General features: G+C 58.8%; 25 protein-coding genes and 1 pseudogene. 8 read left to right on the top strand and 18 right to left on the bottom strand.

Annotation, left to right across the window (positions count from 1 at the left end; genetic code table 11):
• Window positions 1-86 precede the first annotated feature (86 nt).
• Both AOA59_RS06820 and AOA59_RS06825 read right to left on the bottom strand, forming a co-directional pair.
• Window positions 87-407, bottom strand: coding sequence for an antibiotic biosynthesis monooxygenase (locus AOA59_RS06820; protein ID WP_099486562.1), 321 nt, complete (start codon window positions 405-407; stop codon window positions 87-89).
• Window positions 404-1111: a CTP synthase gene (locus AOA59_RS06825; RefSeq protein WP_177024266.1), complete on the bottom strand. Its 708-nt coding sequence runs from the start codon at window positions 1109-1111 to the stop codon at window positions 404-406. The genes AOA59_RS06820 and AOA59_RS06825 overlap by 4 nt, the downstream gene beginning before the upstream one ends.
• 80 nt (window positions 1112-1191) lie before the next feature.
• Between AOA59_RS06825 and AOA59_RS06830 the strand changes: the two genes are divergently transcribed.
• The gene (locus tag AOA59_RS06830; RefSeq protein ID WP_069787050.1) at window positions 1192-2070 is read left to right on the top strand and encodes a LysR family transcriptional regulator; all 879 of its coding nucleotides are present in this window, start codon (window positions 1192-1194) and stop codon (window positions 2068-2070) included.
• Window positions 2071-2184: 114 nt separating this feature from the next.
• Here the strand turns inward: AOA59_RS06830 and AOA59_RS06835 are convergent, their stop codons facing one another.
• From AOA59_RS06835 to AOA59_RS06850, 5 genes and pseudogenes are all read right to left on the bottom strand, one after another.
• The gene (locus AOA59_RS06835; protein WP_069787049.1) at window positions 2185-2703 is read right to left on the bottom strand and encodes a DUF1003 domain-containing protein; all 519 of its coding nucleotides are present in this window, start codon (window positions 2701-2703) and stop codon (window positions 2185-2187) included.
• Window positions 2704-2779: 76 nt separating this feature from the next.
• The gene (locus tag AOA59_RS33490) at window positions 2780-3214 is read right to left on the bottom strand and encodes a methyl-accepting chemotaxis protein (protein WP_371919061.1); all 435 of its coding nucleotides are present in this window, start codon (window positions 3212-3214) and stop codon (window positions 2780-2782) included.
• Window positions 3215-3328: 114 nt separating this feature from the next.
• Window positions 3329-4138 (bottom strand): annotated as a pseudogene (locus AOA59_RS33495) (PAS domain-containing protein); the annotation flags it as partial.
• Between the two features lie 215 nt (window positions 4139-4353).
• Complete coding sequence (locus AOA59_RS06845; RefSeq protein WP_065932217.1) at window positions 4354-5421, bottom strand: diguanylate cyclase; 1068 nt, start codon at window positions 5419-5421, stop codon at window positions 4354-4356.
• 190 nt (window positions 5422-5611) lie between these two features.
• Entirely contained in the window at window positions 5612-6238 is a 627-nt protein-coding gene (locus AOA59_RS06850) for a TetR/AcrR family transcriptional regulator (RefSeq protein ID WP_099486565.1), read from the bottom strand.
• 132 nt (window positions 6239-6370) lie between these two features.
• On the opposite strand from AOA59_RS06850, the gene AOA59_RS06855 reads away from it, so the two are divergent.
• The 4 genes from AOA59_RS06855 (at window position 6371) to AOA59_RS06870 (ending at window position 10512) form a co-directional block, all read left to right on the top strand.
• Window positions 6371-7429, top strand: a complete 1059-nt coding sequence (locus tag AOA59_RS06855; protein ID WP_099486567.1) for an MBL fold metallo-hydrolase — start codon at window positions 6371-6373, stop codon at window positions 7427-7429.
• 174 nt (window positions 7430-7603) lie between these two features.
• Window positions 7604-8302 carry a hypothetical protein gene (locus AOA59_RS06860; RefSeq protein WP_256593033.1) on the top strand — a complete coding sequence of 233 codons (699 nt, stop codon included), beginning with the start codon at window positions 7604-7606 and terminating at the stop codon, window positions 8300-8302.
• Between the two features lie 91 nt (window positions 8303-8393).
• Window positions 8394-9896, top strand: coding sequence for an amidase family protein (locus AOA59_RS06865; RefSeq protein ID WP_099486568.1), 1503 nt, complete (start codon window positions 8394-8396; stop codon window positions 9894-9896).
• 58 nt (window positions 9897-9954) lie between these two features.
• Window positions 9955-10512, top strand: a complete 558-nt coding sequence (locus tag AOA59_RS06870) for an AAA family ATPase (protein ID WP_069787047.1) — start codon at window positions 9955-9957, stop codon at window positions 10510-10512.
• On the opposite strand, the gene AOA59_RS06875 is transcribed toward AOA59_RS06870, so the two are convergent.
• Window positions 10442-10822: a transcriptional regulator gene (locus AOA59_RS06875; RefSeq protein ID WP_074854579.1), complete on the bottom strand. Its 381-nt coding sequence runs from the start codon at window positions 10820-10822 to the stop codon at window positions 10442-10444. The genes AOA59_RS06870 and AOA59_RS06875 overlap by 71 nt on opposite strands.
• A 189-nt stretch (window positions 10823-11011) precedes the next feature.
• On the opposite strand from AOA59_RS06875, the gene AOA59_RS06880 reads away from it, so the two are divergent.
• Entirely contained in the window at window positions 11012-11374 is a 363-nt protein-coding gene (locus tag AOA59_RS06880) for a hypothetical protein (protein ID WP_099486570.1), read from the top strand.
• 43 nt (window positions 11375-11417) lie between these two features.
• Window positions 11418-12113, top strand: a complete 696-nt coding sequence (locus AOA59_RS06885) for a hypothetical protein (protein ID WP_099486572.1) — start codon at window positions 11418-11420, stop codon at window positions 12111-12113.
• Here the strand turns inward: AOA59_RS06885 and AOA59_RS06890 are convergent.
• The 6 genes from AOA59_RS06890 to argH form a co-directional block, all read right to left on the bottom strand.
• Window positions 12079-13032 (bottom strand): hypothetical protein, encoded by a 954-nt coding sequence (locus AOA59_RS06890; protein WP_099486574.1) that lies wholly within the window; start codon window positions 13030-13032, stop codon window positions 12079-12081. The two genes, AOA59_RS06885 and AOA59_RS06890, sit on opposite strands and share 35 nt — an antisense overlap.
• A 94-nt stretch (window positions 13033-13126) precedes the next feature.
• Window positions 13127-14302, bottom strand: a complete 1176-nt coding sequence (locus tag AOA59_RS06895) for an MFS transporter (protein WP_099486576.1) — start codon at window positions 14300-14302, stop codon at window positions 13127-13129.
• 158 nt (window positions 14303-14460) lie between these two features.
• Window positions 14461-15282: an ABC transporter substrate-binding protein gene (locus tag AOA59_RS06900; RefSeq protein ID WP_099486577.1), complete on the bottom strand. Its 822-nt coding sequence runs from the start codon at window positions 15280-15282 to the stop codon at window positions 14461-14463.
• Window positions 15283-15307: 25 nt separating this feature from the next.
• On the bottom strand, window positions 15308-16072 hold the full coding sequence (locus AOA59_RS06905) for an amino acid ABC transporter ATP-binding protein (protein ID WP_017134648.1): 765 nt from the start codon (window positions 16070-16072) through the stop codon (window positions 15308-15310).
• A gap of 24 nt (window positions 16073-16096) precedes the next feature.
• Complete coding sequence (locus tag AOA59_RS06910) at window positions 16097-16975, bottom strand: amino acid ABC transporter permease (RefSeq protein WP_017134649.1); 879 nt, start codon at window positions 16973-16975, stop codon at window positions 16097-16099.
• A 258-nt stretch (window positions 16976-17233) separates the two neighbouring features.
• Window positions 17234-18661, bottom strand: a complete 1428-nt coding sequence (gene argH / locus AOA59_RS06915) for an argininosuccinate lyase (protein ID WP_099486579.1) — start codon at window positions 18659-18661, stop codon at window positions 17234-17236.
• Window positions 18662-18854: 193 nt separating this feature from the next.
• Here argH and AOA59_RS06920 point away from each other — a divergent pair, with 193 nt between their 5' ends.
• Window positions 18855-19814: a LysR family transcriptional regulator gene (locus AOA59_RS06920; RefSeq protein WP_099486581.1), complete on the top strand. Its 960-nt coding sequence runs from the start codon at window positions 18855-18857 to the stop codon at window positions 19812-19814.
• 579 nt (window positions 19815-20393) lie between these two features.
• On the opposite strand, the gene AOA59_RS06925 is transcribed toward AOA59_RS06920, so the two are convergent.
• The 4 genes from AOA59_RS06925 to AOA59_RS06940 all read right to left on the bottom strand — a co-directional run bounded on the left by AOA59_RS06925 (window position 20394) and on the right by AOA59_RS06940 (window position 24070).
• On the bottom strand, window positions 20394-21038 hold the full coding sequence (locus tag AOA59_RS06925; protein ID WP_069787038.1) for an HAD-IB family hydrolase: 645 nt from the start codon (window positions 21036-21038) through the stop codon (window positions 20394-20396).
• 72 nt (window positions 21039-21110) lie between these two features.
• A complete protein-coding gene (locus tag AOA59_RS06930; RefSeq protein ID WP_099486583.1) occupies window positions 21111-21827 on the bottom strand; it encodes an HNH endonuclease in 717 nt (238 codons plus the stop codon).
• 99 nt (window positions 21828-21926) lie between these two features.
• Window positions 21927-22505, bottom strand: a complete 579-nt coding sequence (locus AOA59_RS06935) for a Bro-N domain-containing protein (RefSeq protein ID WP_099486585.1) — start codon at window positions 22503-22505, stop codon at window positions 21927-21929.
• Window positions 22506-22819: 314 nt separating this feature from the next.
• Entirely contained in the window at window positions 22820-24070 is a 1251-nt protein-coding gene (locus tag AOA59_RS06940; RefSeq protein ID WP_032879817.1) for a ribonucleotide-diphosphate reductase subunit beta, read from the bottom strand.
• Between the last annotated feature and the right edge of the window lie 391 nt (window positions 24071-24461).

Here is a 24461-nt window from a genome sequence, read left to right on the forward strand (position 1 = left end):
ACTCGGTGTGCCTGATACACCGAGGTGTCTGCATCGCAGGCAAGCCCGCTCCCACAGGGTTTTGCAGGGGGGGGTGAGGCTGTGTTTCAACGCTGGAAAGTGTAAGCCCGCTCCACCTTGCACACGCGGGTGTGAAACGTCGAGTACCAATGGGCGCGGCCTTGTTCGCGTACTTGGCTGTGTTCGGCCTGTAGCTTCCAGGCCAAAATCGCCGCTTCGCTGGCCCAGTAGGAAACGGTGATGCCCAAGCCGTCTTCCCGCGCTGACTCAACACCCAGAAACCCCGGTTGCTCGCGCGCCAGTTCCAGCATGCGCGTGGCGGCCTGGCCATAGCCTTGATCGCCTTCGGTACGCAACGAGCTGAAAATCACTGCGTAATAGGGTGGGGCGGGCGTGTTGGCGATCATACCGATTGCGCCTGGCAGGCGTTGAGCAGGGCAACCGCCAGTGGCGGCGTAAGCCCTTTAAGTGCCGCGCGTTCGGGCTGAAACAAGGTAGCGACGAAAAACGGGTGGTCCAGCAGTTCGACGGCGCGCAGATCGCCCGCCGAATCGTGGCCGCTGGGGATCAGGTCGCCTTCGAGCAACGCATGGGCGAACGCGGGGTTGATGCCGTAGCTGCAACGGTAACCTTCGTGGGTGTCCAGGCTGGCGTAGGCCTCGGCGATGCGCGTGTAGGGCATCAGGCGGATGCTGCCGGTGGCCTCGACCAGGGAACACGCCAGCGGCGTGATAACCGCGCGCTGGGCCTCGGGCGCCAGTTCGCCATGCTCCGCATCCGTCCACCCGAGTACGTTGCGGGCATATTCGATGACCGCGTGTTGAAAACCACCGCAGGTGCCCAGGAAGGGGCGTTTTTGCTCGCGGGCAAAACGAATCGCCCGCAGTGCGCCGTCGGCATCACGGTAGGGGCTGGCGGGCACGCACCAGAAGCCGTCAAAAGCCTGCAGCTCGGTGGCCGGGGTGATCGAGTCGGTCGCCAGCCAGTGCAACTGCACGCTCAGCCCCAAGGTGTCGGCAGCCTGTTGCAGCGCCACGGGAATGGCCTGGTGGGCCGTTACGTCAGGGTTGTAATCACCGATCAGGGCGAGGTGCAGCAGGGTGGTTTTCATCGTGTACATCCCATGGCTTGTGGTGTCCTGGGGCTCACTATAGATTGGCGCTCACGCAATCAAAATTGGCGTTTGCCCACATGCTCAATGCAGCCGCGCACTATCAACTGGATTACCCGGACCTGTCGCTGATTCTCGCCCTGGTGCGTGGCGGCACCTTGGCGCGGGCGGCGGCGCTGCTGCGGGTGGACGTGTCCACGGTGTTCCGTGCGGTGCGAAGGCTGGAGGCGGCGCTGGGCCAGACCTTGTTCGAAAAAAGCCGCGCCGGCTACCTGCCCACCAGTTTGGCCAGCCACCTGGCGCAGCAGGCCGAACAGGCCGAGCAGGCGCTGGAAGCTGCGCGCATCGGGGTGGAGCAGGGCGGCGAAGTGATCAGCGGCACCGTGCGCCTGACCTGCACCGACTCGGTGTTGCAGGGTTTGCTGTTGCCGGCGCTGGCGCAGTTCATGCCGGCTTACCCGGCGTTGACCCTGGAATTGAGCACGTCCAATGATTTTGCCAACCTCAGCCGCCGCGACGCGGACATTGCCCTGCGCCTGACCAGGACGCCGCCGGAGCACCTGGTGGGCCGACGCCTGGGCAGCGTGGCTTATCAGGTGTGCGCCAGCGCCGGTTATGCCCGCCAAAACCAGGGGCGTGAGTTGGCCGAACTGGCGTGGATCGCGCCGGATGACTTTTTGCCCGATCACTCCACCGTGGCCTGGCGGCGTGAACACCTGCCGGGCGTGCGCCCCAGTTATCGCTGTAACAGCATGTTGTCGGTCGCCGAGTTGGTGCGGGCAGGGTTGGGCGTGGCAGCGTTGCCGGACTTTCTGTTGCAAGAGGGTTTGCAACCGCTCGGCCCCGCGCTGGCAGGGCGTGAGACCGCGCTGTGGTTGCTGACGCGCCCGGACTGCCGGGCACTGCGTTCGGTGGTGACCTTGTTTGATGAGTTGGGGCGGCATATTCGGCTGCCTTGAGCCGGGCTGTCAGCCAAGGATGGACTGGATACCTGTGGCGAGGGAGCTTGTTGTGGCAAGCCCGCTCGCCACAACAAGCCTGCCAGCCCCAGGAGAGCTCCTCGGGCAGACGTTTCAGTTTTTTCGCACAAACTGCTCATGCATCTCGCACGTCAACATCTCGATACGCTCGGTCAGTTGCTTGGTCATTTCCGTCAGCCGGGTGTTCTGCTCCAGTAACTCCAGCAATTGTTTGGTGGTTTGCGCGGCCTGGGCCTGGCGTTCGGTATTGGCGATGGCCAGGGCTTCGCGGTGCTGCGCATCGGCGTCGGACTGGGCTTTGTCGCGGGCGGCCTGGCGTGTCTGGGCCAGCAGGATCAGCGGCGCGGCGTAGGCTGACTGCAGGCTGAATGCCAGGTTGAGCAGGATGAACGGGTACACGTCAAAGTGCGTGACGCCGGTGATGTTCAGCACCACCCACAACACCACGATCGCGGTTTGCGCGCCGAGAAAGGTCGGCGTGCCAAAGAAACGTGCAAAGGCTTCGGCCTTGAGGGCAAAGGTGTCGTTGCCAAAGGTCGGCGCCAGATGGGCGTGGCCGCGGTGGAAGCGCAGGTGATCGACAGGTACGGCTTCTGGCTTGTCGGGGGTCATGGCGGGCTCGAATCCTTAGCGTTAAGACAAGCCAGCACTATAGACCGCGCCCCCCGACAGACACATGAAGAACCGGTCAGTTGTTGCCGCGCTCGTTAGCGAACGCGCTCACCGCCTGCACCGCCTCGGTGGTGCCTTCGCGAATCTGCAGGATCACCGTGCCCGCACGGTTGGCCAGGTCGACCCCGAGCGCCGCGCGGTCGCGGGTGCTGTCCATGCTCTCGATGGCTTGGCGGGTTTCGTCCTGGATCATCGCGATCATGCCGGAGATTTCCGCCGTCGAGCCGCTGGTGCGGGCTGCCAGTTGCCGCACTTCGTCAGCCACCACGGCAAAACCACGGCCTTGCTCACCCGCGCGTGCCGCCTCGATGGCAGCGTTGAGTGCCAGCAGGTTGGTCTGGTCGGCGATGCCGCGAATGGTGTTGACGATGGCGGTGATCTGCTGCGAACGCTCACCGAGCTTGGCGATCAGTTGCGAGGAAGTGTCGATGTCGGCGGCAATTTCGCGCATGCCGCTGGCAGTTTGCTGGATCACGTCGGCGCCTTTTTCGGCCACATCCCGGGTGTTCAGGGAAATATGGTAAGCCTGGGCCGCGCTGGCGGCGTCGGCAGCGTGCTGCTGCACCCTGGCGGTGACGTCCGAGGCGAACTTGACCACTTTGCACAGGCGCCCACTGGCGTCGTATACCGGGTTGTAGTTGGCTTCGAGCCACAGGATCTGGCCGTGTTTATCGACACGCTCGAACTGGCCGTTGAACAGTTCACCCTGGTTCAGGCGTTTCCAGAACTCGCTGTACGCCGTGCTGTTGGCCAGCTCCGGCGTGCAGAACAGGCGGTGATGTTTGCCCTGGATCTGCGCCAGGCTGTAGCCCATGCGCTGCAGGAAATTGTCATTGGCCGTGATGATAGTGCCGTCGAGGTTGAACTCAATCACTGCCATGGCGCGGTCAATGGCGCCCAGCTTGGCGTTCGCTTCGCTTTCGGCTTGCAGGCGTGGGGTGACGTCCATGGCGTACTTCACCACTTTGACCACTTGGCCGGCCTCATCGCGCACCGGGTTGTAGCTGGCTTCCAGCCACACTGACTGGCCATTGCCGGCCAGCCGTTCAAAGGTGCCGGACTGGAATTGGCCGTTGCGCAGTTGCGTCCACAACTGGTTGTACTCCGCGCTGCGGGCGAACGCGGGTGTGCAGAACATTCGATGTGACTGCCCCAGGATCTGCTCGGCGCGGTAGCCCATGGTCTTGAGGAAGTTGTCATTGGCGCGCAGCACGCTGCCTTGCAGGTCGAATTCAATCACGGCCATGGAGCGCTCAATCGCGTCGAGAAGGCTGGCCTGCTGGGCATTGGTGTGTTGCAGGGTACTGATGGTTTTTTTATGGGCGTTGAATAGCATGTTCGAGGGCTCGGGGAAGCACGCGTCAGAGGTATCCATGAATAGGCGCCTGACCCCGTATGGCCCTGGGCCTTACGGTTGACTTGCTCATTGTCAGCTTCCTGGTGCTGACAGAGGGGGCGGAACAAGGGGTTCAGAGTGATCAGCCTGCCAAGAAGTTCGCCGTTAGGGCAGGACCATTATTGGGCAGGCGACCAGTGGCAGCATTATGCTATCGCTGCGCGGCGCGGGCGCAAGATTCAGACGAGGTGTTATCAGACAACTCGGGCGGAATGGGCGACCACGTAATCGCTGACATTCACCCGGTTACGCCCCGTTTCCTTGGCGGTGTACAGCGCACGGTCCGCCGCGTTGAGCCACATCGCGGCATCGCTGAACAACCGTTGAAAATCGGCCAGGCCAATGCTCAGGCTCACGCGCAGCTCTGGGATCTGGGTATTGCGATAGTTGCCGAACGTTTCGCGCATGCGTTCCATGACTTGCGCGGCTTCTTCCAGCGGCATTTGCGGCAAAATCACACAGAACTCATCGCCGCCATAACGGCCGGCCAAGTCGTTTTCCCGCAGGTGCCGGCGTAATTCCTGGCTGAGTTGGCGCAACACCGCATCACCGACGATATGGCCGTAGGTGTCATTGATCTGCTTGAAGTGGTCGATGTCGATCAGCGCGATGGTGGCGTGGCTGCCTTGCTGCTGGCACTTATGGAACTTGAGGTGGAGCAGGTCTTTCCACGAGCCATGGTTGAGCAGGCCGGTGAGGCTGTCGATACGGCTCAGCGCGCTGAGGGCGCGTTTGTGTTCCGAGAGCTTGATTGCCAACTGATAGCAGACCATACCGATGGCCATCGGGTAGAGCGTCAGCATCGGCAGGCAGGTGTAGACCTGGCTGAGGCTGACGGTGGGGTTGAACTTGACCCCGAACAGGCCCCATGCCACCGCGATACCCGCCGCTTGCGCCAGCAGCCCGCGCAGAAACAGGCGCATGCCGCCGGCGGCGACATTGTTCATGGTCATCATCGACAGCACGGTCACGGCCGTCAGGGGCGTGAACTGGGTGGCGGCGGCCCAGAAGCCGCCGAACAACGAGTCATAGAGCAGGTTGCGCTGTTCCGCCTGATAGGGAAATTGTGATCGGGCTGAAAGCTGATACGCCACATGCGCCCAGACAAAGCCATTGAACAGCATGAATGCCCACACCCAGCCGGGCATCGCCAGGGGGTAAAGGGCACCGGCCACACTGATACAACCGATACCCAGCCCGATGATCCTTGGCTTGTAGATACGTCTGGCAAATGAAAGCCCTTTGCCTCGTCTGTTTTCCATAGTGTTCCGGGTCAGCTCTGTTTTGCGGGTACGACAGCGTGCGTCAGCGGGTAGAACCGTTGATCGGATATTAACGGTGAATATTGTCAGTTATTCGCGTGGGAATAATCAGTGTCCTTCCAGGCCATTTGCGTAGCACCGTGTGGGAATACGCCAAAAGCGACTTGGAATGTCGCGCCTGCAACAGGGTTTACTGCGGCCCAGGTGCGCGCACTTCGTAACCGGCCAGGAACAGGTCGATGGCCGACTCGATCACGCTGGCCTGGCACGCGGCGTCCAGCACAGGTTGGCCCAGGGTGATCTGCGGCCAGAACGCGAAGGCCTTGAGCAGGCTTTGTATCTGGTGGGCGGCGAAGGCGGGGTCGGTGCAGGACAGCCGGCCATCTTCCTGCGCAGCGCGCACCCACAGGGTGAAGCCTTCTTCGCGCTTGCTCAGGCGGTTGACCATGTCTTGTGCGCGCTCCGGCGAATGGATGGTGGCGGCAATCGCCACACGGGCCAGGTCGAGGAAGTTGGCGTCCGACATCATCAGCATCTTGGCCTCCAGCAGCCCGCGCAATTGCTCGCGCAGCGGGCGGTCGCCAGCGTAGCTCACGTCCAGTTGGGCAACGCTGCTGGCCCACAACTGGTGGAGGATTTCGGCAAACAACTCTTCCTTGCTGGGGAAGTGGTTGTACACCGTGCGCTTGGAAACGCCGGCGGTTGCGGCGATTTTGTCCATGCTGGTGACCTCGAACCCATTCGCGCGAAACTCGGCGATGGCGGCTGCCACAATGGCTTCGCGTTTACGGTCGGTGAGGCGCAGAGGTGCAGTCATGGTCGGCTCTAAAAGGAAATTACACTCGGTAGTTTACTTGCTCAGGGTTTTGTTGCAATCTAGAAACTACACTGTGCAGTGTAATTGGTCTGCGCGGTGTATTTTATGAGCCGACCCTGGAGCCACTCTGCAATGGCCACGATTTCAACCCGTCTCGACCCCGCGCCTGCTGCGCCAAAGGCTGCCGAGCAAGCGCCAGGGCATTTCAGCAACGATGCTCCGGTGCAGCACGGTGGCTTTGGCAAAACCTTGCGCATTTTCTGGAACATGCTGTTCAACAAGCCACGCAGCACGCGCCCGGTAGGCAAGATCCCGGTGCAACCGCTGACGCGTGAGCAACTGTTGGCGGCGCCCGATCACAGTGTGTATCGCCTGGGGCATTCCACCGTGCTGCTGAAAATGCGCGGCAAGTTCTGGGTCACCGACCCGGTGTTTGCCGAACGTGCCTCGCCTTTCAGTTGGGCCGGGCCAAAGCGCTTTCATCAGCCGCCGATCAGCCTTGAAGAGTTGCCGCCACTGGAAGCGGTGATCCTTTCCCACAATCACTACGACCACCTTGACCGCAACGCGGTGATCCAACTGGCCGACAAAACTCGCTATTTTCTCGCGCCGCTGGGCGTGGGCGACACGCTGGTCAAGTGGGGCGTAGATGCCAGCAAAGTCCGGCAACTGGATTGGTGGGCAGGCACCGAGGTCGAGGGCATCCGTTTTATCGCTACCCCGGCCCAGCATTTTTCCGGGCGTGGCCTGTTTGATGGCAACCAGACCTTGTGGTGTTCCTGGGTGATGATCGACGGCGCCCGGCGGATCTTTTTCAGCGGTGACACCGGTTATTTCGACGGCTTCAAACGCATCGGCGAACAATACGGCCCGTTCGATCTGACGCTGATGGAAACAGGTGCTTACAACGTCGACTGGCCCCATGTGCATATGCAGCCTGAGCAAACCCTGCAAGCGCACATCGACCTCAAAGGCCGTTGGTTGCTGCCGATCCACAACGGCACCTTCGACCTGGCCTTCCACGCCTGGCACGAACCGTTCGACCGCATCATGGCCCTGGCCTGGGAACGCAATGTGTCGATCACCACGCCCGCGATGGGGCAGGCGTTCAGCCTGAATCAGCCGGAACGCGGGCATGCGTGGTGGCTGGAAGTGGAAACTCAAGGTGTGAAAGAACACGCCGCGAGTTGAAGCATCGCCGTCTGGAAAAAGGATTTTTCAGGGTGTTTCAGGGGCACGACAAACGCCAGATGAGAGTGCGATGATCCCGCGCTATCAATTGTCGGGGGGCGAGTTCTGATGGAAAAAGACTGTAGGGAACATTGGCGGATGGGGATGCCGTGTCGCCCGGGACTTTCCTTGCCCGTGACGGAGAAGGCGGACAGCGCAGGGCACGCAGCCGAGCCCGTTGATGCTGAACCCGAGAATCTGAGCCGCGCAGGTATCGTCTTCGGCGCGGCGCAAGTGGTGGGCGCGGCGCCCATTCCCGGCTACAACGCACCGGCCCTGCCGGCAAGACCTGCGCGGGATCCCGCGTTATCACTCGCGGCTTTAAGTGGTATCGACCCCACCGGGCCGGTCATGGTGGAAGTCCCCCTGGTGCGCAATAACACCAGCTTTACGGCTACCCAGTTGCTATCGGGTTGGCGTATCGGGTTTGCTGACCGCTATGTGCAAGGCGAGCATCGTGAAGCCGTCGAACACAGTAAAGCCTCATGCGCAGCCTTCGACCGCCTGCGCCAGGCCGGTGCGCAATTGGTGCCGGTGGACGCGCGTCGTGACGACAACAGCCTGCAATTCTCCCTGCAAAGCAATGAGATCGATGACCTCGTGACCGCGCATCGCCTGGATGCGCTGGTCTCCGGCAGCGAGAGTGGTGCGTTTCATCGTGCCTGCGTCAGTGGGTATCCTTCACTCAGCGAACCCTTGGGCGATGGGGCGACGCTGTGGTTTTACGCTGCTCGGTGGTCGCGTGATGCATTGCCGCTGTTGTTGCGTGCCTACCGCCAGGTCAGCGTTCGAACAACGACGGAGCATGCTGAACCCTCCTACGATGTGAGTTGACATGACCTAAGGCGTTAAGCAGCTGGGATTCATAAAATCATGCAAGGGTCGACCTGGATCCTGCATGATTTCTGAGCCCGGGAGAGGCCTTATGAGTGTTGCTTACGGTATGTACTCGATCATCCGGCAGGCTGTGCAGTCGCTGCCAACGGAGGCGCCCCAGCCTGTAGTTCCGAAACCCGTCGTGCCAGGCACTGAGTACGCCAGTGTTCGCGAGCTTGGCGAGCAAATGGCTCGGCCAGGAGGCCTGACGTCGGTTGACCTGGTCAATTTTCTGCAAGAACGTATCCGAACACTGGACCCTCAATTGCGCTCTCTCATCGAGCTCAACCCCAAGGCGCTTGAAGTTGCGCGCGAGCTGGACCGTGAACGCGCCAGTGGCAAGGTGCGTAGCCCTTTGCATGGCATTCCCATTTTGCTCAAGGACACCATCGAAACCACTGGCATGCAAACCAGTGCAGGTGCGTTTGGTCTTGTGGGGGCGGCGGCCGGCAAGAATGCTCCGTTTGTCGATTACCTCATCAAGCAAGGGGTGGTGATCCTGGGTAAAACCAACATGACCGAACTGGCCGGCTTCCGCGGTGGCCCCGATGGCTGGAGTAGCCGAGGCGGGCAAACGCTTAACCCTCACCGTGCGGGTGCCGACGTCGGCGGCTCCAGTTCGGGGTCTGCCGCAGCGGTGGCGGCCGGGTTGGCACCCCTGGCGGTCGGTGCAGAAACCAATGGTTCGATCATCGTACCGGCGGCGCTCAATGGTGTGGTGGGGCTCAAACCCAGCGTTGGCTTGTTGGATCGAAACGGGATTATTCCCGCCAGCCGCCGACAAGACACTCCGGGCCCCATGGCTCGCTCGGTGTATGACGTTGCATTGATGCTCAATGCCATGTCCGGCAGTGACCCTGGCGATCCTGAAAGCCTGGGCGCCCCTCAAGGCATCGACTACACCAAACTGCTGGTGCCAGGTGCGTTGAAGGGCAAGCGTATTGGTTATCCCGCGACATTTACCTTCAACGGTGAAAGTTTGCCGGTGGACAACAGCCCGCAATTTAGCAAGACACTGCAAGTACTTCGTGAGCAAGGCGCTACATTGATACCGGTCAACCTGCGGCTGGCAGATGCATCACGCTACGACGAACTATTGCTCTCGGATGTGAAGGAAGAGCTGAATGCCTACTTGGCCAAGCGTCCGGGCCTGCCGGTCACATCACTGGCCGAGTTGATAGCCTTCAATGAAAACCGTGATGGTACTGAGACGGATCACCAATCTGTACTCAAGGAGGTCAACGCGGCTGTCCTCACGCCGCAGCAACGCAAAGCGCTGTGGGACGAACTTATCCAGGATTTTCGCAACAGCGTGGATGAGCCGATCAAGGCGCAAAACCTGGATGCCATAGTGTCGGACTACGATACCAACAGCTACTTCGGGGTTGCCGCAGCAGGTTACCCAGGGATCACCGTACCTTCTGGGACGAGTGAGGACGGCTTGCCTACCAGTGCCTACTTCTTCGGCACTCGCTGGGCCGAACCAACCTTGCTGGCAGTGGCTTACGGGTACGAGCAGGCGGCCCAGGCGGCCACAAAACCTGTGCTTTAACGGATGCGCCGCGCACTGCAAACCTGACCGATTACACTCACTGCCATGGAGGGCAGGCATGGCCTACAAAATTCACATCCTCGGCGCTGCGGGGGCCGGTACCTCGACTTTGGGCCAGGCTCTGGCCAAACGCCTGGGCGTCGCCTATTTCGACTCCGACTATTTCTACTGGCAACAAACACCAGAGCCTTTCACGGTCGCCCGGCCCAAGGATGAACGCATCCGCCTGTTGCAGGAACAGAGTGCCGGCCTTGAGGGCTGGGTACTTTCCGGTTCACTCTGTGGCTGGGGCGACGCCATGATCCCGCAGTTCACCCATGTGGTGTTCCTGCGCCTTGACCCACAGGTACGGCTCAAACGCCTGCAACTGCGCGAAGTGCAACGCTACGGCGAGCAGATTCTGGAAGGCGGCAGCCGCCACGCCAACAGCGTCGCATTCCTGGCCTGGGCCGCTCGTTACGATGGCGGCAACCACAGCCTACGCAGCCTGCGTCGGCATGAGAGCTGGTTGAAACCGCTGACCTGCCCGGTGATCCGGTTGGACTCTACGCACCATTCGGCTGAGGCGTTGGTGAGTCATTTGATGCCGTTGCTGAGCCCATCAACCGCGAGATGAGGCTGGGTGCGGCGGGCTCGGCAGGGGCGGCCTCAAACCTGCGTGCGCTCATCCCCCAGCCCGGCGCAAACCCTGGAAAAAACACCAGGCCTTCAGCCTCCAGCCGGAACGCGAGGGCTAACCGAGCTTGATCCTCCACCTCACCCAGGCTTTCAAAACGCTGAACCACCTCCACCGCCAAACCGGCCTGACGGGCCAGGTCTTCACGGCTCCAGCCCAGCATCACGCGGGCCTGTGCGCTGTGTTTGGCGGTGAATTGGTGCAGGACGATCTGCTGTTCTACGAAAGAGCTCATTGCCAGAGAGGACATGGGGTTTCTCCAGGTTCGACGGGGGAAGGCAAACTATACTGTGTTTTTGTACAGTTGTTTGTACCGCTCATCAACTGGATTTTTTATCGGGTTCTCTCTTGCTCTCTCCAGAAGAGCTGTGGAGGTTGCAACGCTCGCAGGTGAATAGGAAAATCCACAGACTGATCGAGCTGACGAGAGACCGACGCCATGTCTATTTCCGAAAGTGATTGGAAGAAATTCAAAGGCTTGAGGGCATTGGCCCTTGATCGCTTTTGCCTCGGTGTCCTCGCGGATGCCAGGACCATCAGTGAGCACGGTGCATTGTCCGCTCACGCCCGGTACCTAATGCTGTACGGCGTGATCCATGCCCGCAACAAGGATATGGCCGCTATGTTCGACTATTACAGTCGCTCATCAACCTATTCGTGCCTGGCATTAATGGTGCACCACGACCTGTTGACCGACGCAGAGTTGGCAATACTCAGCGAAGAAACGCTTGATGCAATCAGCTATGCCGTCAGGCAGCCCTATGAACTTGAGTGGGTTGAGGAGCGATTGCCCCGCGAATAAATAGGGCACACTTGGCGTTGATTACTTTGCGCAGGAACACAGCGTGCTCACATTTAATTGCTCACAAGCCGGCAGCGACTTTTTCAGCCGTATTCACAAGGGTAAGAAAATTACCCCAGTTGAAAAACCACCGATACCGAGCGCAGAAGGGGATGTGCTGCACGCAGACCCTAACCAGTGGCTGGTCCATGCGGCAACAGTTAAACGTAAGCATGTGCTGGTGGCGACGCATTTGAAGACGCGCTACAGCATGCTGTTTTTCGATATGAAAAAGGCCGATGACACGGGTTTTGTGAAGACATTTACCCATCGCTGGGCCGATGGCGTGATGAATATAGCGTTGAAGTGTGGCGTGCTGGACATACTCGCGCCGAAGGTTTGTGATCCGCTGTTGAGTGGCTTGGGGAGCACTTATTGCTTTTACCATCGCAGCGACCGCAGCAGCCAGGGCCAAATCAATGAAATTATGCGATTATTTAAATGGGACGCTGAAGGTTTAGACTTTGTGAAGCAGTCGTGGAGTGCGCGACGTTATGACGAAGCCATTAATCGCACACCCAGAACCATTCCCGGGATAAAGGGCTATGGTTGGCCAGAGGAAGAAATGCTGATTCACTGGCTGACGGCATTTGGCGGAATAGACGCGGCCACCGCCCGAGAGGCACGCGAACAATATCGGCTAGCTCAGCGGACACGCGCCTTTCCTAATGCTCCTGCATTCCTGGCGCCTCACGAATGATCAAGTGGTCCAGGTTCTCGATATTGGCGCTGAACACCCCGAATGTCTGCTCGGGGTTCTTCTTGCTCGGCACCTGTTTGAGCGCCGGCGTCACGCCGTAAAAGAAGCAATACAAGGCCCGTTCGCTGCTGGCTGCCGCCTTGATCTGCTCCAGGAACGCCGTGCGCTTGCGGTAGTTCTCGATGAGTTTTTTGCTCAGGTAGACGTTCACCGAGTAGGGCTTTTTGTCGAGCCACACCTTTTTTTCGAAGTCGATGCGAAAGCTGCTGGTGTAATCCTTGATCGCTTTGATCTTGCCCCAGTAGATCAGGCCTTTGTTGTCTTGCAGGTATTCGATCTTCTTGAAAAACGTCCAGTAGTTAGCGGAGTGCTCGCCAACCTTCAGCGGCATGGACTTGAGCTTGTCCTTGTCGTCGATATTCGACACATAGCACTCGACCGGGTGTGCGAAGACGCTGGTTTTGTCCGGGGTTGTGTCGCTGCTGACGTGGGATGAGCGGGTACTGGTTGCAGGCGCCTTTGCCGAATCTTGTGGGACGCTTCCCTCAATAACGACAGGCGGTGTCTTGCGCTGGTACTGACGCCGGGTCAGTACAAACTCCGATGGGAAATTGTCCTCGCGCTCGTCGTCGCTTTCACCCGTTGCGCTCTTGTGCGTGCTGGCATAGCGGCAGCCGTCGATATGCCGGGTGCTGCTCTTGTTCTTGAAGTGGGGCGTGCGCTGATAATTGACGTTTTTCGCGTTGAACGTGCTCAGCGTATTGCCCGTTTCGAATGCTGCGCGGCATTCATCGTTGGGGCACAGGAAGCTGTCCTTGTCGGAGTCGAAGTCGGCGGTTTCGTCGAAATTCAGGTCTCGAACGTCGTAGATCGACAGCTTGTCGTCGAGACTCAGGCTGTAGGCCGTGTCGAATTTCATGGGGCTCGGGTCCGTGAGATGAATGGCTGAATACTACGCAAATACCAGAGATTACGGAGAGCAAAATGTGGGAGCAGGCAAGCCAGCTCCCACTTTAGATAAGCGGCGTGCCAGCTACACGGCGTCCGCTTAAGAAACACAGGCTTCCACCGATAGCCGTCAATGCACCCAACGCATAGAACATGCTGGTCGGTGCAGCGTTGATCAGCAAATAGCCGCAAATCACCGGGCTCATCGCTCCGCCAAACGCCGCCAGGTTTTGTGCGCCGTAGTAACTGCCGCGCAATGCGTCGGGGGCGATGGTGTCGATAAACAGGAATTCCGACGGGTAAATGATCATCTCGCCCAGGGTAAACACGAACATCGCCAGGCACCACGTGAGCAGACTGTGAGCCTGGCTGAAACCGATCAACCCGGCAATGAACAGCAACGTGCCCAGCACGATCCAGTAGCGCAACTGTTCGCGCTTGAGAAACCGGCCAATCTGGTACTGCATCACAATCACGGTGATGGCGTTGCAGGCCAGCACTGCCGACAAAATCTTCAGCGCCTCGGCGGGTTTGTAGGCCACCAGCAGAAACTGCGACAGATACAGGGTGTAGCGCCCGTGGACAATGGTGCTCAACAGGCTGCCACTGGTGAACAGGATCAGCGTGCGGTCACTGCGCAAGGTGCGCAGGGTGCTGAGGAAGCTCAAGGGTTTGTGGCTGTCATCGCGCTGGGTTGGTGGAATGCCGATCATCAGGAACAGGCTGCCAAACGCAATGGCGCTGGCGATCAAAAACGGCGCCAGTGGCATATGCCCGGCAATCACTACGCCCACCATCGGCCCTGTGGCGTAGCCGACGTTGGTCAGGGTGTAACGCAGGGAAAACACCTTGGCGCGATCACCCACCGGCAGGTTCTCGCTGATGATGGCTTTGGAGCCGATCAGGAACAGCGCCGAGGCGGCTTCGGTAATCACCAGGGTCAGGGTGGTGAGATAGAGGTTGCTGGCAAACGTCAGCAACAGAAAACCGATGGAGCTGGAGAGCATGGCCAGGATCAGCAGCTTGCGCTTTTCCAGGCGGTCGATGATGTAGCCGCCATACAGGCCCAGCAACGTGGCGATGAACACGGCAATGCCCATCAACAGGCCGATGTCCTGCTGGTTGAGGCCCAGTCGGGTACTCAAGAGCAAGGCCAGCAAGGGGCTGGTCATGGCGCGGCTGACCACAATGGTCACCGAGCAGATCATCAGGCGGCGGATTACCAGGGAGTAGGTGGCCACGGTGGGGGCGAGCGTCCTTGTTATTACACAATTCAAATCTGAACACAGATCCAATGTGGGAGCTGGCTTGCCTGCGATATCGGTGGGTCAGCTTGCTTATTGCTTACTGGCCCACCGCTATCGCAGGCAAGCCAGCTCCCACATTCTAGATCGTGTGTTTACTGGCCTGCATTGATGGAGATTTTTTCCACCGCACCTTGCTCCAGATCCCACTTCTTGAGGATCTTGCCGTAGGTGCCATCATCAATCATGCCCTGCAGCGCCTCACTGATCGCCGTGACCAACTCGGTGTTGCTCTTCTCAATCCCCAGCCCCGTGAACTGCTTGGAAATCGCCAAACCCACCGGCTTGTACTTGCCCTTGTCCAGCGACATCAAATAAGGAATCGTCTCGCTGCCCTGCATCGCCGCATCCAGACGGTTCTGCTGCAACTGCGCCCGCGCATCTGCCGAGCCTTCGGTGCCGATCACCACAATGGCTGGCTTACCGACCGCTTCGCAGTTTTCCTTGCTCCACGCGGCAATTTCCGACGGCCAGGTAGTACGGCGGCTGGTGCCGACTTTTTTACCGCACAGGTCAGTCAATGCCTGGAGGTCTTCACGCTTGGCCAGGGTGTACAGCTGCGGGCCACTGGTGAAGTAGTCGATGAAGGTCACGGACTTCTGGCGTTCGGCGGTGTCGCTCATGCCCGACAGCACAATGTCGACGCGCTTGGTGGTCAGGCCGCTGAGCATCTGCTCGAAGCCGGTTTCCTGCCACTTGATCTTCACACCCAGGCGCTCGGCCAGGGCATTGCCCAGGTCGAAATCCAGGCCGGTAAGTTTGTTGGTGGCGGTGTCCTTGAAGTCCATCGGCGGGTAGTTCGGCACGATGGCCGCGCTGATCTCACCCTTGTCCTTGATTGCCGCCGGCAATGCCGCGAACACAAACGTGGAGGCCATCAGGCCTGCGAGCAACGTGGGGATAAACAATTTTTTCATGGGGGCGTTCTCGTTAGTTTTTTAGTTAAGTGCGAACGGCAGAAATAAAGCTTTGGGTACGCGGGTTTTGTGGGCTTATTAGAATTTCTTCGGGGCTGCCGGCTTCCACAATCTGGCCGGCATCCATAAACACCATGCGGTTGGACACTTCGCGGGCGAAGCCCAGTTCATGGGTGACCACGATCATGGTCATGCCGGTGGTGGCCAAGTCGCGCATCACCGACAGCACTTCGCCGACCAGCTCCGGGTCGAGGGCTGACGTGGGTTCGTCAAACAGCATCAGCTTGGGGCGCATCGCCAACGCACGGGCAATGGCCACACGCTGTTGCTGGCCGCCGGACAATTCCACCGGGTAGGCATTGCGCTTGTCCGCCAGACCCACGCGGGCCAGCAACTCCAGCGCGTCTTCGATGGCTTCCTTGGGCGAGCGCTTGAGCACCTGCACCGGGCCTTCGATGATGTTCTGCAACACGGTCATATGCGGGAACAAATTGAAGCGTTGGAACACCATGCCGGTGGCCAGGCGCTGGCGGGCGATCTGCGATTCATTCATCTCATGCAGCTTGTTGCCGACCACCCGGTAACCGACCAGTTCGCCGTCGACCCACAGGCCGCCCTTGTCGATTTTTTCCAGCTGATTGACGCAACGCAGCAGCGTGCTTTTGCCCGAGCCGGACGGGCCGATGATGCACATCACTTCGCCTTGCTCGACCTCGATATTGATGTCGCGCAGCGCGTGATACTGGTCGTAATACTTGTTCAGGTTGACGGCCTTGACGATGCTTCTCATGGGGCAAATCTCCTCAACCCAAACTTACGAACGCTTGCCGGCGCCGCGGGCAAAACGACGCTCGAGGCGGCTCTGACCAAATGAAAGAACAGTCACCACCGCCAGGTACCAGATGCCGGCCACAATCAGCAGCTCCATGACCCGCGCGTTGGCGTAGTAGATGTTTTGCGCGTTGTGCAGCAGCTCCGAGTACTGGATCACACTGGCCAGGCTGGTCATTTTCACCATGCTGATGAACTCGTTGCCTACAGGCGGAATGATCACCCGCATGGCCTGCGGCAGAATCACCCTACGCAGTGCTTGCAGGCTCGGCATGCCGATGGACTTGGCGGCTTCATACTGGCCCGTGTCGACCGAGAGCAAACCGGCACGCACCACTTCGGCGGTGTACGCGCCCTGGTTGATGCTGAGGCCGAGCAGGGCGGCCACAAATGGGGTCATCAGGTCGACGGTGTCGATGCTGAACAGGCCGGGAATCGCGATCACCGGGAAAATCAGCGCCAGGTTGAACCACAACAGCAGCTGCAAAATCAGCGGCGTACCGCGGAACAGCCAGGTGTAGGTGATGGCCACATAGCGCAGGATCGGGTTGGCCGACATGCGCATGATCGCTGTGATCACCCCGATCACCACACCCAGCGCCATCGCCAGGATCGACATGACGATGGTGTTGACCAGGCCCCAGAGGATGGCTTCAGACGTGAGGAACTGGCCGATGTAGGACCATTCGATCTGGCCATTGGCAAATGCGCGCAACAGCGCGGCCAGGGCGATCACGATCAAGGTGGCAAAAAACATCCGCCCGTAATACCGCCGCGGCACGTGCTCGTACTGCGTGATATCGAACTGGTTCTCGGACAACTTGCGCTCGGCTTCCAAGCGCTCCGCCGGGGTTTGGTTCATGGTGCTTCTCCAAAAAATACGTGTTGCTTGATCGTTCCCACGCTCTGCATGGGAATGCCGCCTCGGACGCTCCGCGTCCCGCTGTTAGTGCGTGGCTTGGCGACGCGGAGCGTCACAGGATGCATTCCCACGCAGAGCGTGGGAACGATCGTCAAAAAACGACTACCGCTGTACTCGGTCCCACGGTTGAAACCCGATCCAATGTGGGAGCTGGCTTGCCTGCGAAAGCGCCAGTCAGCTCACCACACCTGCCCAGGCCTAAATCCGAAACCCTTGATAACCCTCAACCCACTTCTGCTGCTCAGCCAACGCCACCTTCAACCGCCCAATCTGCTCTCTCACCCGCTCCGGCGCCGTGCCACCCCACCCACTGCGCGCCGCAATCGCCGCCTCCAGGGTCAGGCACTCACGCACCTCAGGCAGCAACCTCGCGTCCACCTGCGCCAACATCGCCGGCGAGGCTTCCCACAACTCAATCTCATGTTGCTCACAGGCCTGCACCAACGCGCCGGTAATCTCATGCGCCTCTTTAAACGGCACACCGCGAGTGGCCAACCAATCCGCCACCTCGGTCGCCAAGGTGAAGCCCATCGGTGCCTGGCGTCGCAGTTCTTCCACCTGCACCTGCATGGTTGCCACCATCCCGGCCATCGCCGGCAGCACCAGCAGCAAGGTGTCGACGCTGTCCAACACACTGTGTTTGTCTTCACTCAAATCGCGGTTGTACGACAGTGGCAAGGATTTAAGCGTCGACATCAACCCGGTCAGGTTGCCAATCAAACGCCCAGCCTTGCCCCGCGCCAATTCGGCGATGTCCGGGTTCTTTTTCTGCGGCATGATCGAGCTGCCGGTGGCGTAGGCATCGTCCAGCACCACCCAGCGAAACTGGCGCGACGACCACAGGCAAAACTCCTCCGACAGCCGCGAAATATTCACCCCGAGCATGCCCGCCACAAACAGGAATTCCGCCACATGGTCACGGCTGGCGACGGCATCGATGGAGTTTTCGCACGGCCCGGTGTAGCCCATTTCCTTGGCCGAATGCTCAGGCTGGCGTGCAATGGCAGAACCGGCCATCGCCGCCGCACCCAACGGCGACAACGCCGTGCGCGCATCCCAATCCACCAACCGTTGCACATCACGCAACATCGACTGGGCGTGGGCCAACAAATGATGGGCAAACACAATCGGTTGCGCCTGCTGCAAATGGGTAAAGCCTGGGCAAATGCTGTCGATGTGTTGCTCGGCCTGCTCCACCAGCGCCTGCTGCAAGCCCAACACCTCGGTGGTGAGGGTGCGCGCATGGTCGCGCAGGAAAAGGCGCAGGTCATTAGCGGTCTGGTCGTTACGCGAACGCCCGGCGCGCAACTTGCCGCCCAAGGCGCCCAGGCGCTCGGTCAATACGCGTTCGATAAAAGTGTGTACGTCCTCGTCATCCAGGGTCGGATGCAGGCGCCCGGCGGCGAAATCCTCACCGATACGGTCCAGGGCTTCGAGGGTGCGCAAGGTCTCCGACTCATCCAGCAAACCGGCGCGCTGCAATTCACGGGCATGGGCACGGGAGCCGGCCAGGTCGTAGGGCGTCAGGCGGAAATAGCGCTCGGGGCAGCGCGACAACGCCGCCAAGGCAGCAGACGGACCGGTCTTGAAACGCGCGCCCCAAAGGCGATCGGTGGGCTGGGACATCGGTATTCCTCACGCTTGTTTTTAGAAGAGTCGGAGGCAGTAAAAATAAGATTTCAACTAGACTGAACCAGCGTCTGACGCGCCGTATTCAAGGTTGCCAAGGGCGGATGTTTATGTTCATTATCGCCGCCTGGCTATGTTCAAGGATTGGGTTGAAGCCTGTTGAATATGGCACTTGAGGTCAACGCGTATTATGGAAACCCCACTTTCCACTTCTGGAAACGTGCCGCCAAAACCCGGCACACGACCGCCCTTGCAACTGAGCGGGCTGGACTTCAAATTGCTGCGTGTGTTCATGGCGGTGGTTGAAGCCGGTGGCTTCAGCGCCGCGCAAAACGAGCTGAACGTGGGCCTGGCGGCCATCAGTAAACAGATCTCCGACCTTGAAATTCGCATCGGCATGCGCTTGTGTACGCGGGGCCGCGAAGGGTTCGGTCTGACCGAAGAAGGCAAGTTGGTGTATCAAGCATCCATCGAGCTATTTACCTCGGTGGACAGTTTTCGCGACAAGCTTAGTTCGGCGCAAAACGAGCTGATTGGTGACCTTAGTGTCGGCGTAATTGATAACACCGTGTCCGACGTTAATTCCCCGCTAATTACCGCGCTGGGGAAACTACACAACGAATCGCCAAAAATTAGATTGCGCCTGCATGCCTCGCAACTCGACGAAGTTGAACGCGGCGTGGTGGAAGGGCGGCTGATCGTCGGCATCGTGCCGGTGTACCAGCGCCGCGAAGAATTCGACTACTTCCCCCTCTACGAAGAAAAAGCCCACGCCTACTGCGCCGTAGGACACCCGCTGTTCCACGCGAGCGACATCACCCCAGACGTGCTGCGCCAATACGAAGTGGTCAACCACCGGTACGCGATCCACCGCGACAAAGCCAACTTCGTCACCTACGACAGTCAGTCTGCCTCGGCCTCACAGGTGGAAGCCGTCGCCATCCTGATCCTCACCGGCCGCTTCCTGGGCTTCCTGCCGGAACACTACGCAGCGCCACTGGTCAGGGAAGGGCGCCTGCGCCCAATGTGCCCGGAACAGGTTCACCTGAGCACGGCGTTTAACCTGATTTTGCGCCATAACGCGCCGAGAAGCCCGATGGTGAAAGCGTTTGCGACGGCGCTGGGCGTGGACCTGAAATCTCCCGTGTAATCCGTTTATTAATTTGAAATTGGATTGATTTCTAACGGCTCTAAAAAACTGTCAGATCTGACAGTTCCAGAGCGGTTTCTCTTGGCTCAATCATGGAGGTCCATTATTTCAGTCAAGGAAGCGCCATTATGAAAATGCCAGTTCGTAAACTCAGCAGTTGCGTTGCAACCTGTCTGATGATGTTTACGTGTGCAGCGTATGCCGCAGATGCTACGTATTCTTGCAGGTCCGTCGCGACGAAAGGGCCTCTCACTACGGTGACGGCAAGCTCTCAAGCGGATGCAGAGAAAAAGGCTTCCGAAATGTATAGCGGCCGCGCCTTCAGTTGTACCAAGCAATAACGATGCTGATCGTCCCCATAAGAAAGCGTTAGTACACGGTAAAAATCAGAGGGGGAGTTTTCTCCCTCTCTAATGAAGGCGAGTTCAAACGCGTTAATGGCTGGATCGTGGATTACAGCATCAGGCACCGATGCAGTTCGCCATCCAGCCTCACATCGACCCACTGTGGGAGCTCACGAGCCCCAGCGAGGCAGCGATGGGATCGACTCGGGTTCCCCGTCGACCCCATCCACCCGCATCACCGCTGCAACTTGGCGCGCTTCTTCTTCGAATGAAAATGCCGAAAATGCGCATCCTGCGCCGCCGCCAGCAACTCCCGATCCCCGCGCGTATCGCCCCAGGCCCGTAGCCGATACTCGCCCAAATCCCCATACACCGCCTCAAGGCGTAGCACCTTGTTCTCACAGCGGCAGTTATTCCCCGTGAGCTTGCCCGTCAACACCCCGTCGACCACCTCAAGCTCAGTGCCGATCAACTTGATGCCGAGCCGATTCGCAAACGGCTGCAACACCAACGCCGGCGACGCCGAACACAACGTCACCACCGCCCCGGACTTCACCTCATCCGCCACCGACTGCAAACCACTCGGGCGCATCAACTTGCCCCAGGTGCGCTGGCAATACGCCTCAGCCTGCTGCTGCACCCACGCCTTCTCCACGCCCGTCATAAAGGTGCGGATCAACTGCGCCTTCAACTCATCCCGGCTGATCTGCTGCAGCAAAAAACGCAGCCCCGGCACGGCGAGTTTGACCATCCGGCCGTAGAACTCAACGGGGCCAAAGGCGAATTTGAGGAAGGGCACGAAACTGTCGTGGTGGGTGAGGGTGCCGTCGAAGTCAAAGACGGAGAGTACTTTGGCGTCGATGGGGCCGGCTTCGAGCATGTCTGGGTTCACGGGTTGGCCTCGGTCCTATCTAGTATTTTTTGAGCGTTCATCAGGTGTGACCACTGGAGTTTACTCCCGTGCCAATCTTCCGACTTTGGAGTAAAGCCCCTCAGTGAAAGCCTCCCGGTCACTTGACCGGTGACAACGCTGATGGCAATTGGGGCACAAGGCTACAGCATTGGTCGTGCGATCCGAACCCTTCTGGGCGAGGTGCTTGACGTGATGTACTTCAAGAAATGGCTGGCCGTTATCAAGAGTAAACGGCGCCTGTAGGCCGCAACCTTCACAAGTACCCGCCGCCTGCTGACGCACCCAAGCGCGTACTTCCGGATCGCGAACGTAGGATGTGCTGGTGGTGCTGACCTGTTGCGGCGTGGCGATGCCTGCGGGCTTAGTCTTGATGGGTTTGCTTTGAAGCTTTGCCGCCCGCCGTTCCAATAGCACTTCATCAAACGTGGGGGCGTTGTCTTGAGATTCAACAATGCCACGCTGTTCCAGCATTCGGCGAATACGAGAGACGATCCTCGAACCGACATTGTTTGCAGCTGTGTAACCCGCAATTGGCGTTTGATTCAGTGTTTCAAATACCGCAGAAATATTACGCATGCGGTAGTCGACCGACGCCAACGAACGAGCGCTTAGAGCGCCCTCGCGCAGAAGCTCGTGTTCAGCTTTCTTGTTAAGCGACTGGCCGAGACCTTCGAGCTTCAACATTTTCAGGTAGCCATCTACGGACGCTTCAAGCTCCTGATCGCTCCATCCGGTATTACTTTTTTTCGTATCCATACAGCCGCCGAGGGTAGAAAACCCTCGGACGATACTGAGTAGCCATTATTGCGTCTACGAAATTTCCTACGAGTCGGTGGGACTTGCCGTTCGTTTGCGTCAGTACATTCGCTGCTTTATTCGGAAAAGTTGGGTGAGCTTTCGCCACCATGGAGTTTTTGCTGATTTACTACGATAGGTCCGATTAACCAGCAAATACGGCATGTCCCGAAGCCGTATCCAGCCCTCATCCTGCCAATGCAACAGGTTCAACGACATCTCCGGCCAATCCAGCATGCTCAACAATGGGCGTTCCACCGTCCTTGGCTGGCGTTCGTCCCGCAATGTTGGAACCACTTCATGAGTGAGCCAACTACGCAGAATGCGATTTCCCGGTGTGTAGTGATAGACCAACAGCGCGTAAGCACCGGATTCGCTGATCATCAGCATTTCTTCCGGCTGGCCATGGAATAGCAGTTTGACGGTTCTTCGCTGGTCTTCATCAAGCTTGCGAGTCGTGCGCTCATCTAGGAACCACCCCATTAAACGCCCGAGATCGCGAGCGCAGAACCACGGCTGGTTTTCTAAAAGAAGGGTGTGTAAATGAAGATTCTGGCGCGTGAAAACAACAGCAATAAAAGGCTCAGTCGTGAAAACCTTCTTGGCGGCCGGCAAGTCGAGCAGATATTGGTTAGGCATTTCCTATGATCTCTACATGATTGTCGCAAGGGCGGGAGCCCAGCGTAGAGAGCGGAATTAAGAAACCCCAACTTGCAGCACCTCAATACAACATTAAACCCGCATGAAAGACGACAGACGGATTTTTGGCTGTAAGTGAGGTTAGCTTCTACGTTGGGCGTTTCTTAGGCACCGATGGACGAGACTATTTAGCATCGAAAATCCTATCAACCCTTCTGTGGATGATCTTTGTGTAAGAAGACTCCTATTCAGAGCCCGGAGCACAAAAAAGCCCTGAACATGTCAGGGCTTCTTAATGTTGCTAGGCTTAGGAATCAATCCCAGCTAAGCGCCCCACCCGTCTGATACTCAATCACCCGAGTCTCAAAGAAATTCTTCTCTTTCTTCAAGTCCATAATCTCGCTCATCCACGGGAACGGATTCGTCGTCCCTGGGTATTCTTCTTTCAACCCAATCTGCGACAACCGACGGTTAGCAATAAACTTCAGATAATCCTCCATCATCGCCGCATTCATCCCCAACACCCCACGTGGCATGGTATCGCGCGCATATTCAATCTCCAGCTGCGTCCCCTGCAGAATCATCTGGGTCGCTTCTTCCTTCATCTCGGCATCCCACAAGTGCGGGTTTTCGATTTTGATCTGGTTGATCACATCGATACCGAAGTTCAGGTGCATCGACTCATCGCGCAGGATGTACTGGAACTGTTCGGCCACGCCGGTCATTTTGTTGCGGCGGCCCATGGACAGGATCTGGGTGAAACCGCAGTAGAAGAAGATGCCTTCCAGGACGCAGTAGTAGGCGACCAGGTTGCGCAGCAGTTCTTTGTCGGTTTCGACGGTGCCGGTTTCGAACTTCGGATCGGAGATCGAACGGGTGTACTTCAAGCCCCAAGCCGCTTTCTTAGCGACCGATGGAATCTCGTGGTACATGTTGAAGATCTCGCCTTCATCCATGGCCAGCGATTCGATGCAGTACTGGTAGGCGTGGGTGTGGATCGCTTCTTCGAAGGCCTGGCGCAGGATGTACTGGCGGCACTCCGGGTTGGTGATCAGGCGGTACACGGCCAGCACCAGGTTGTTGGCAACCAGGGAGTCGGCGGTGGAGAAGAAGCCCAGGTTACGCATGACGATGCGGCGTTCGTCGTCGGTGAGGCCTTCTGGGTTTTTCCACAGGGCGATGTCGGCGGTCATGTTGACCTCTTGCGGCATCCAGTGGTTGGCGCAGCCGTCGAGGTACTTTTGCCAGGCCCAGTCGTATTTGAAGGGTACGAGTTGGTTGAGGTCGGCGCGGCAGTTGATCATGCGCTTTTCGTCAACGGCGACGCGGGCGGCGGAGCCTTCGAGTTCGGCGAGGCCTTCGGCGACGTCGAGTTTGTCCAGGGCGGCCTTGGCGCGCACGATGGCGGCGGAGTCACTGGCGGTGACGGCGCGGGCTTCGATGGCGGCGGCAGCGCCGGCACCGTCGAGGCGGTCCATGTTGGCTTCGGTGGCGTGGCCGGCGTTGGCGCCTTTGGCGGCTACTTCGCCTTCTTCTTCTTTGTCGAATTCGTCCCAGCTCAGCATGACGTGTCGTCTCCTGCGTGAGGGCTCAAAGGTGCCCGTGTGAAACCGGATGGTTGGGTGTTCACACGGCCCAGAGGCCGCGGTGGATCTTAAGGAATCGTTTGTTGCAACAGCTCGCGCAGGCAATTAAACGGAATAGGGTTACGGGTTCTGCTTGAGGCTTGAGGTGCGCAGCAACAGATACAGGCTCGCGCGGAGGCCTCAGGTCTGGCTCTTCATCCCAGTGTAAAGGGATATTGCAGGCCCGATTTACCCGCGCATTATAGGGAAAAAATCGGCTTTGTGTTGCGGCGGATGGTCACGATGGAGCGCCAAAATGGTGTGGTTTTCGGCCGGAGCGTGTGTTTGCAAGGCTTTGCTGGGGTAGGAATTTTTTGACGGGCGGTGGGAT

Origin of the sequence: Pseudomonas sp. 2822-15, assembly GCF_002742515.1 — a bacterium.
In the GTDB taxonomy this organism is placed as follows: domain Bacteria; phylum Pseudomonadota; class Gammaproteobacteria; order Pseudomonadales; family Pseudomonadaceae; genus Aquipseudomonas; species Aquipseudomonas salomonii.

Bases quoted from the DNA above. Each gene is read 5' to 3' on its own strand.
- AOA59_RS06820 (WP_099486562.1), bottom strand. From the start codon at position 407: ATGATCGCCAACACGCCCGCCCCACCCTATTACGCAGTGATTTTCAGC.
- AOA59_RS06825 (WP_177024266.1), bottom strand. From the start codon at position 1,111: ATGAAAACCACCCTGCTGCACCTCGCCCTGATCGGTGATTACAACCCT.
- AOA59_RS06830 (WP_069787050.1), top strand. From the start codon at position 1,192: ATGCTCAATGCAGCCGCGCACTATCAACTGGATTACCCGGACCTGTCG.
- AOA59_RS06835 (WP_069787049.1), bottom strand. From the start codon at position 2,703: ATGACCCCCGACAAGCCAGAAGCCGTACCTGTCGATCACCTGCGCTTC.
- AOA59_RS33490 (WP_371919061.1), bottom strand. From the start codon at position 3,214: ATGCGCGAAATTGCCGCCGACATCGACACTTCCTCGCAACTGATCGCC.
- AOA59_RS06845 (WP_065932217.1), bottom strand. From the start codon at position 5,421: ATGGAAAACAGACGAGGCAAAGGGCTTTCATTTGCCAGACGTATCTAC.
- AOA59_RS06850 (WP_099486565.1), bottom strand. From the start codon at position 6,238: ATGACTGCACCTCTGCGCCTCACCGACCGTAAACGCGAAGCCATTGTG.
- AOA59_RS06855 (WP_099486567.1), top strand. From the start codon at position 6,371: ATGGCCACGATTTCAACCCGTCTCGACCCCGCGCCTGCTGCGCCAAAG.
- AOA59_RS06865 (WP_099486568.1), top strand. From the start codon at position 8,394: ATGAGTGTTGCTTACGGTATGTACTCGATCATCCGGCAGGCTGTGCAG.
- AOA59_RS06870 (WP_069787047.1), top strand. From the start codon at position 9,955: ATGGCCTACAAAATTCACATCCTCGGCGCTGCGGGGGCCGGTACCTCG.
- AOA59_RS06875 (WP_074854579.1), bottom strand. From the start codon at position 10,822: ATGTCCTCTCTGGCAATGAGCTCTTTCGTAGAACAGCAGATCGTCCTG.
- AOA59_RS06880 (WP_099486570.1), top strand. From the start codon at position 11,012: ATGTCTATTTCCGAAAGTGATTGGAAGAAATTCAAAGGCTTGAGGGCA.
- AOA59_RS06890 (WP_099486574.1), bottom strand. From the start codon at position 13,032: ATGAAATTCGACACGGCCTACAGCCTGAGTCTCGACGACAAGCTGTCG.
- AOA59_RS06900 (WP_099486577.1), bottom strand. From the start codon at position 15,282: ATGAAAAAATTGTTTATCCCCACGTTGCTCGCAGGCCTGATGGCCTCC.
- AOA59_RS06905 (WP_017134648.1), bottom strand. From the start codon at position 16,072: ATGAGAAGCATCGTCAAGGCCGTCAACCTGAACAAGTATTACGACCAG.
- AOA59_RS06910 (WP_017134649.1), bottom strand. From the start codon at position 16,975: ATGAACCAAACCCCGGCGGAGCGCTTGGAAGCCGAGCGCAAGTTGTCC.
- argH (WP_099486579.1), bottom strand. From the start codon at position 18,661: ATGTCCCAGCCCACCGATCGCCTTTGGGGCGCGCGTTTCAAGACCGGT.
- AOA59_RS06920 (WP_099486581.1), top strand. From the start codon at position 18,855: ATGGAAACCCCACTTTCCACTTCTGGAAACGTGCCGCCAAAACCCGGC.
- AOA59_RS06925 (WP_069787038.1), bottom strand. From the start codon at position 21,038: ATGCTCGAAGCCGGCCCCATCGACGCCAAAGTACTCTCCGTCTTTGAC.
- AOA59_RS06930 (WP_099486583.1), bottom strand. From the start codon at position 21,827: ATGGATACGAAAAAAAGTAATACCGGATGGAGCGATCAGGAGCTTGAA.
- AOA59_RS06935 (WP_099486585.1), bottom strand. From the start codon at position 22,505: ATGCCTAACCAATATCTGCTCGACTTGCCGGCCGCCAAGAAGGTTTTC.
- AOA59_RS06940 (WP_032879817.1), bottom strand. From the start codon at position 24,070: ATGCTGAGCTGGGACGAATTCGACAAAGAAGAAGAAGGCGAAGTAGCC.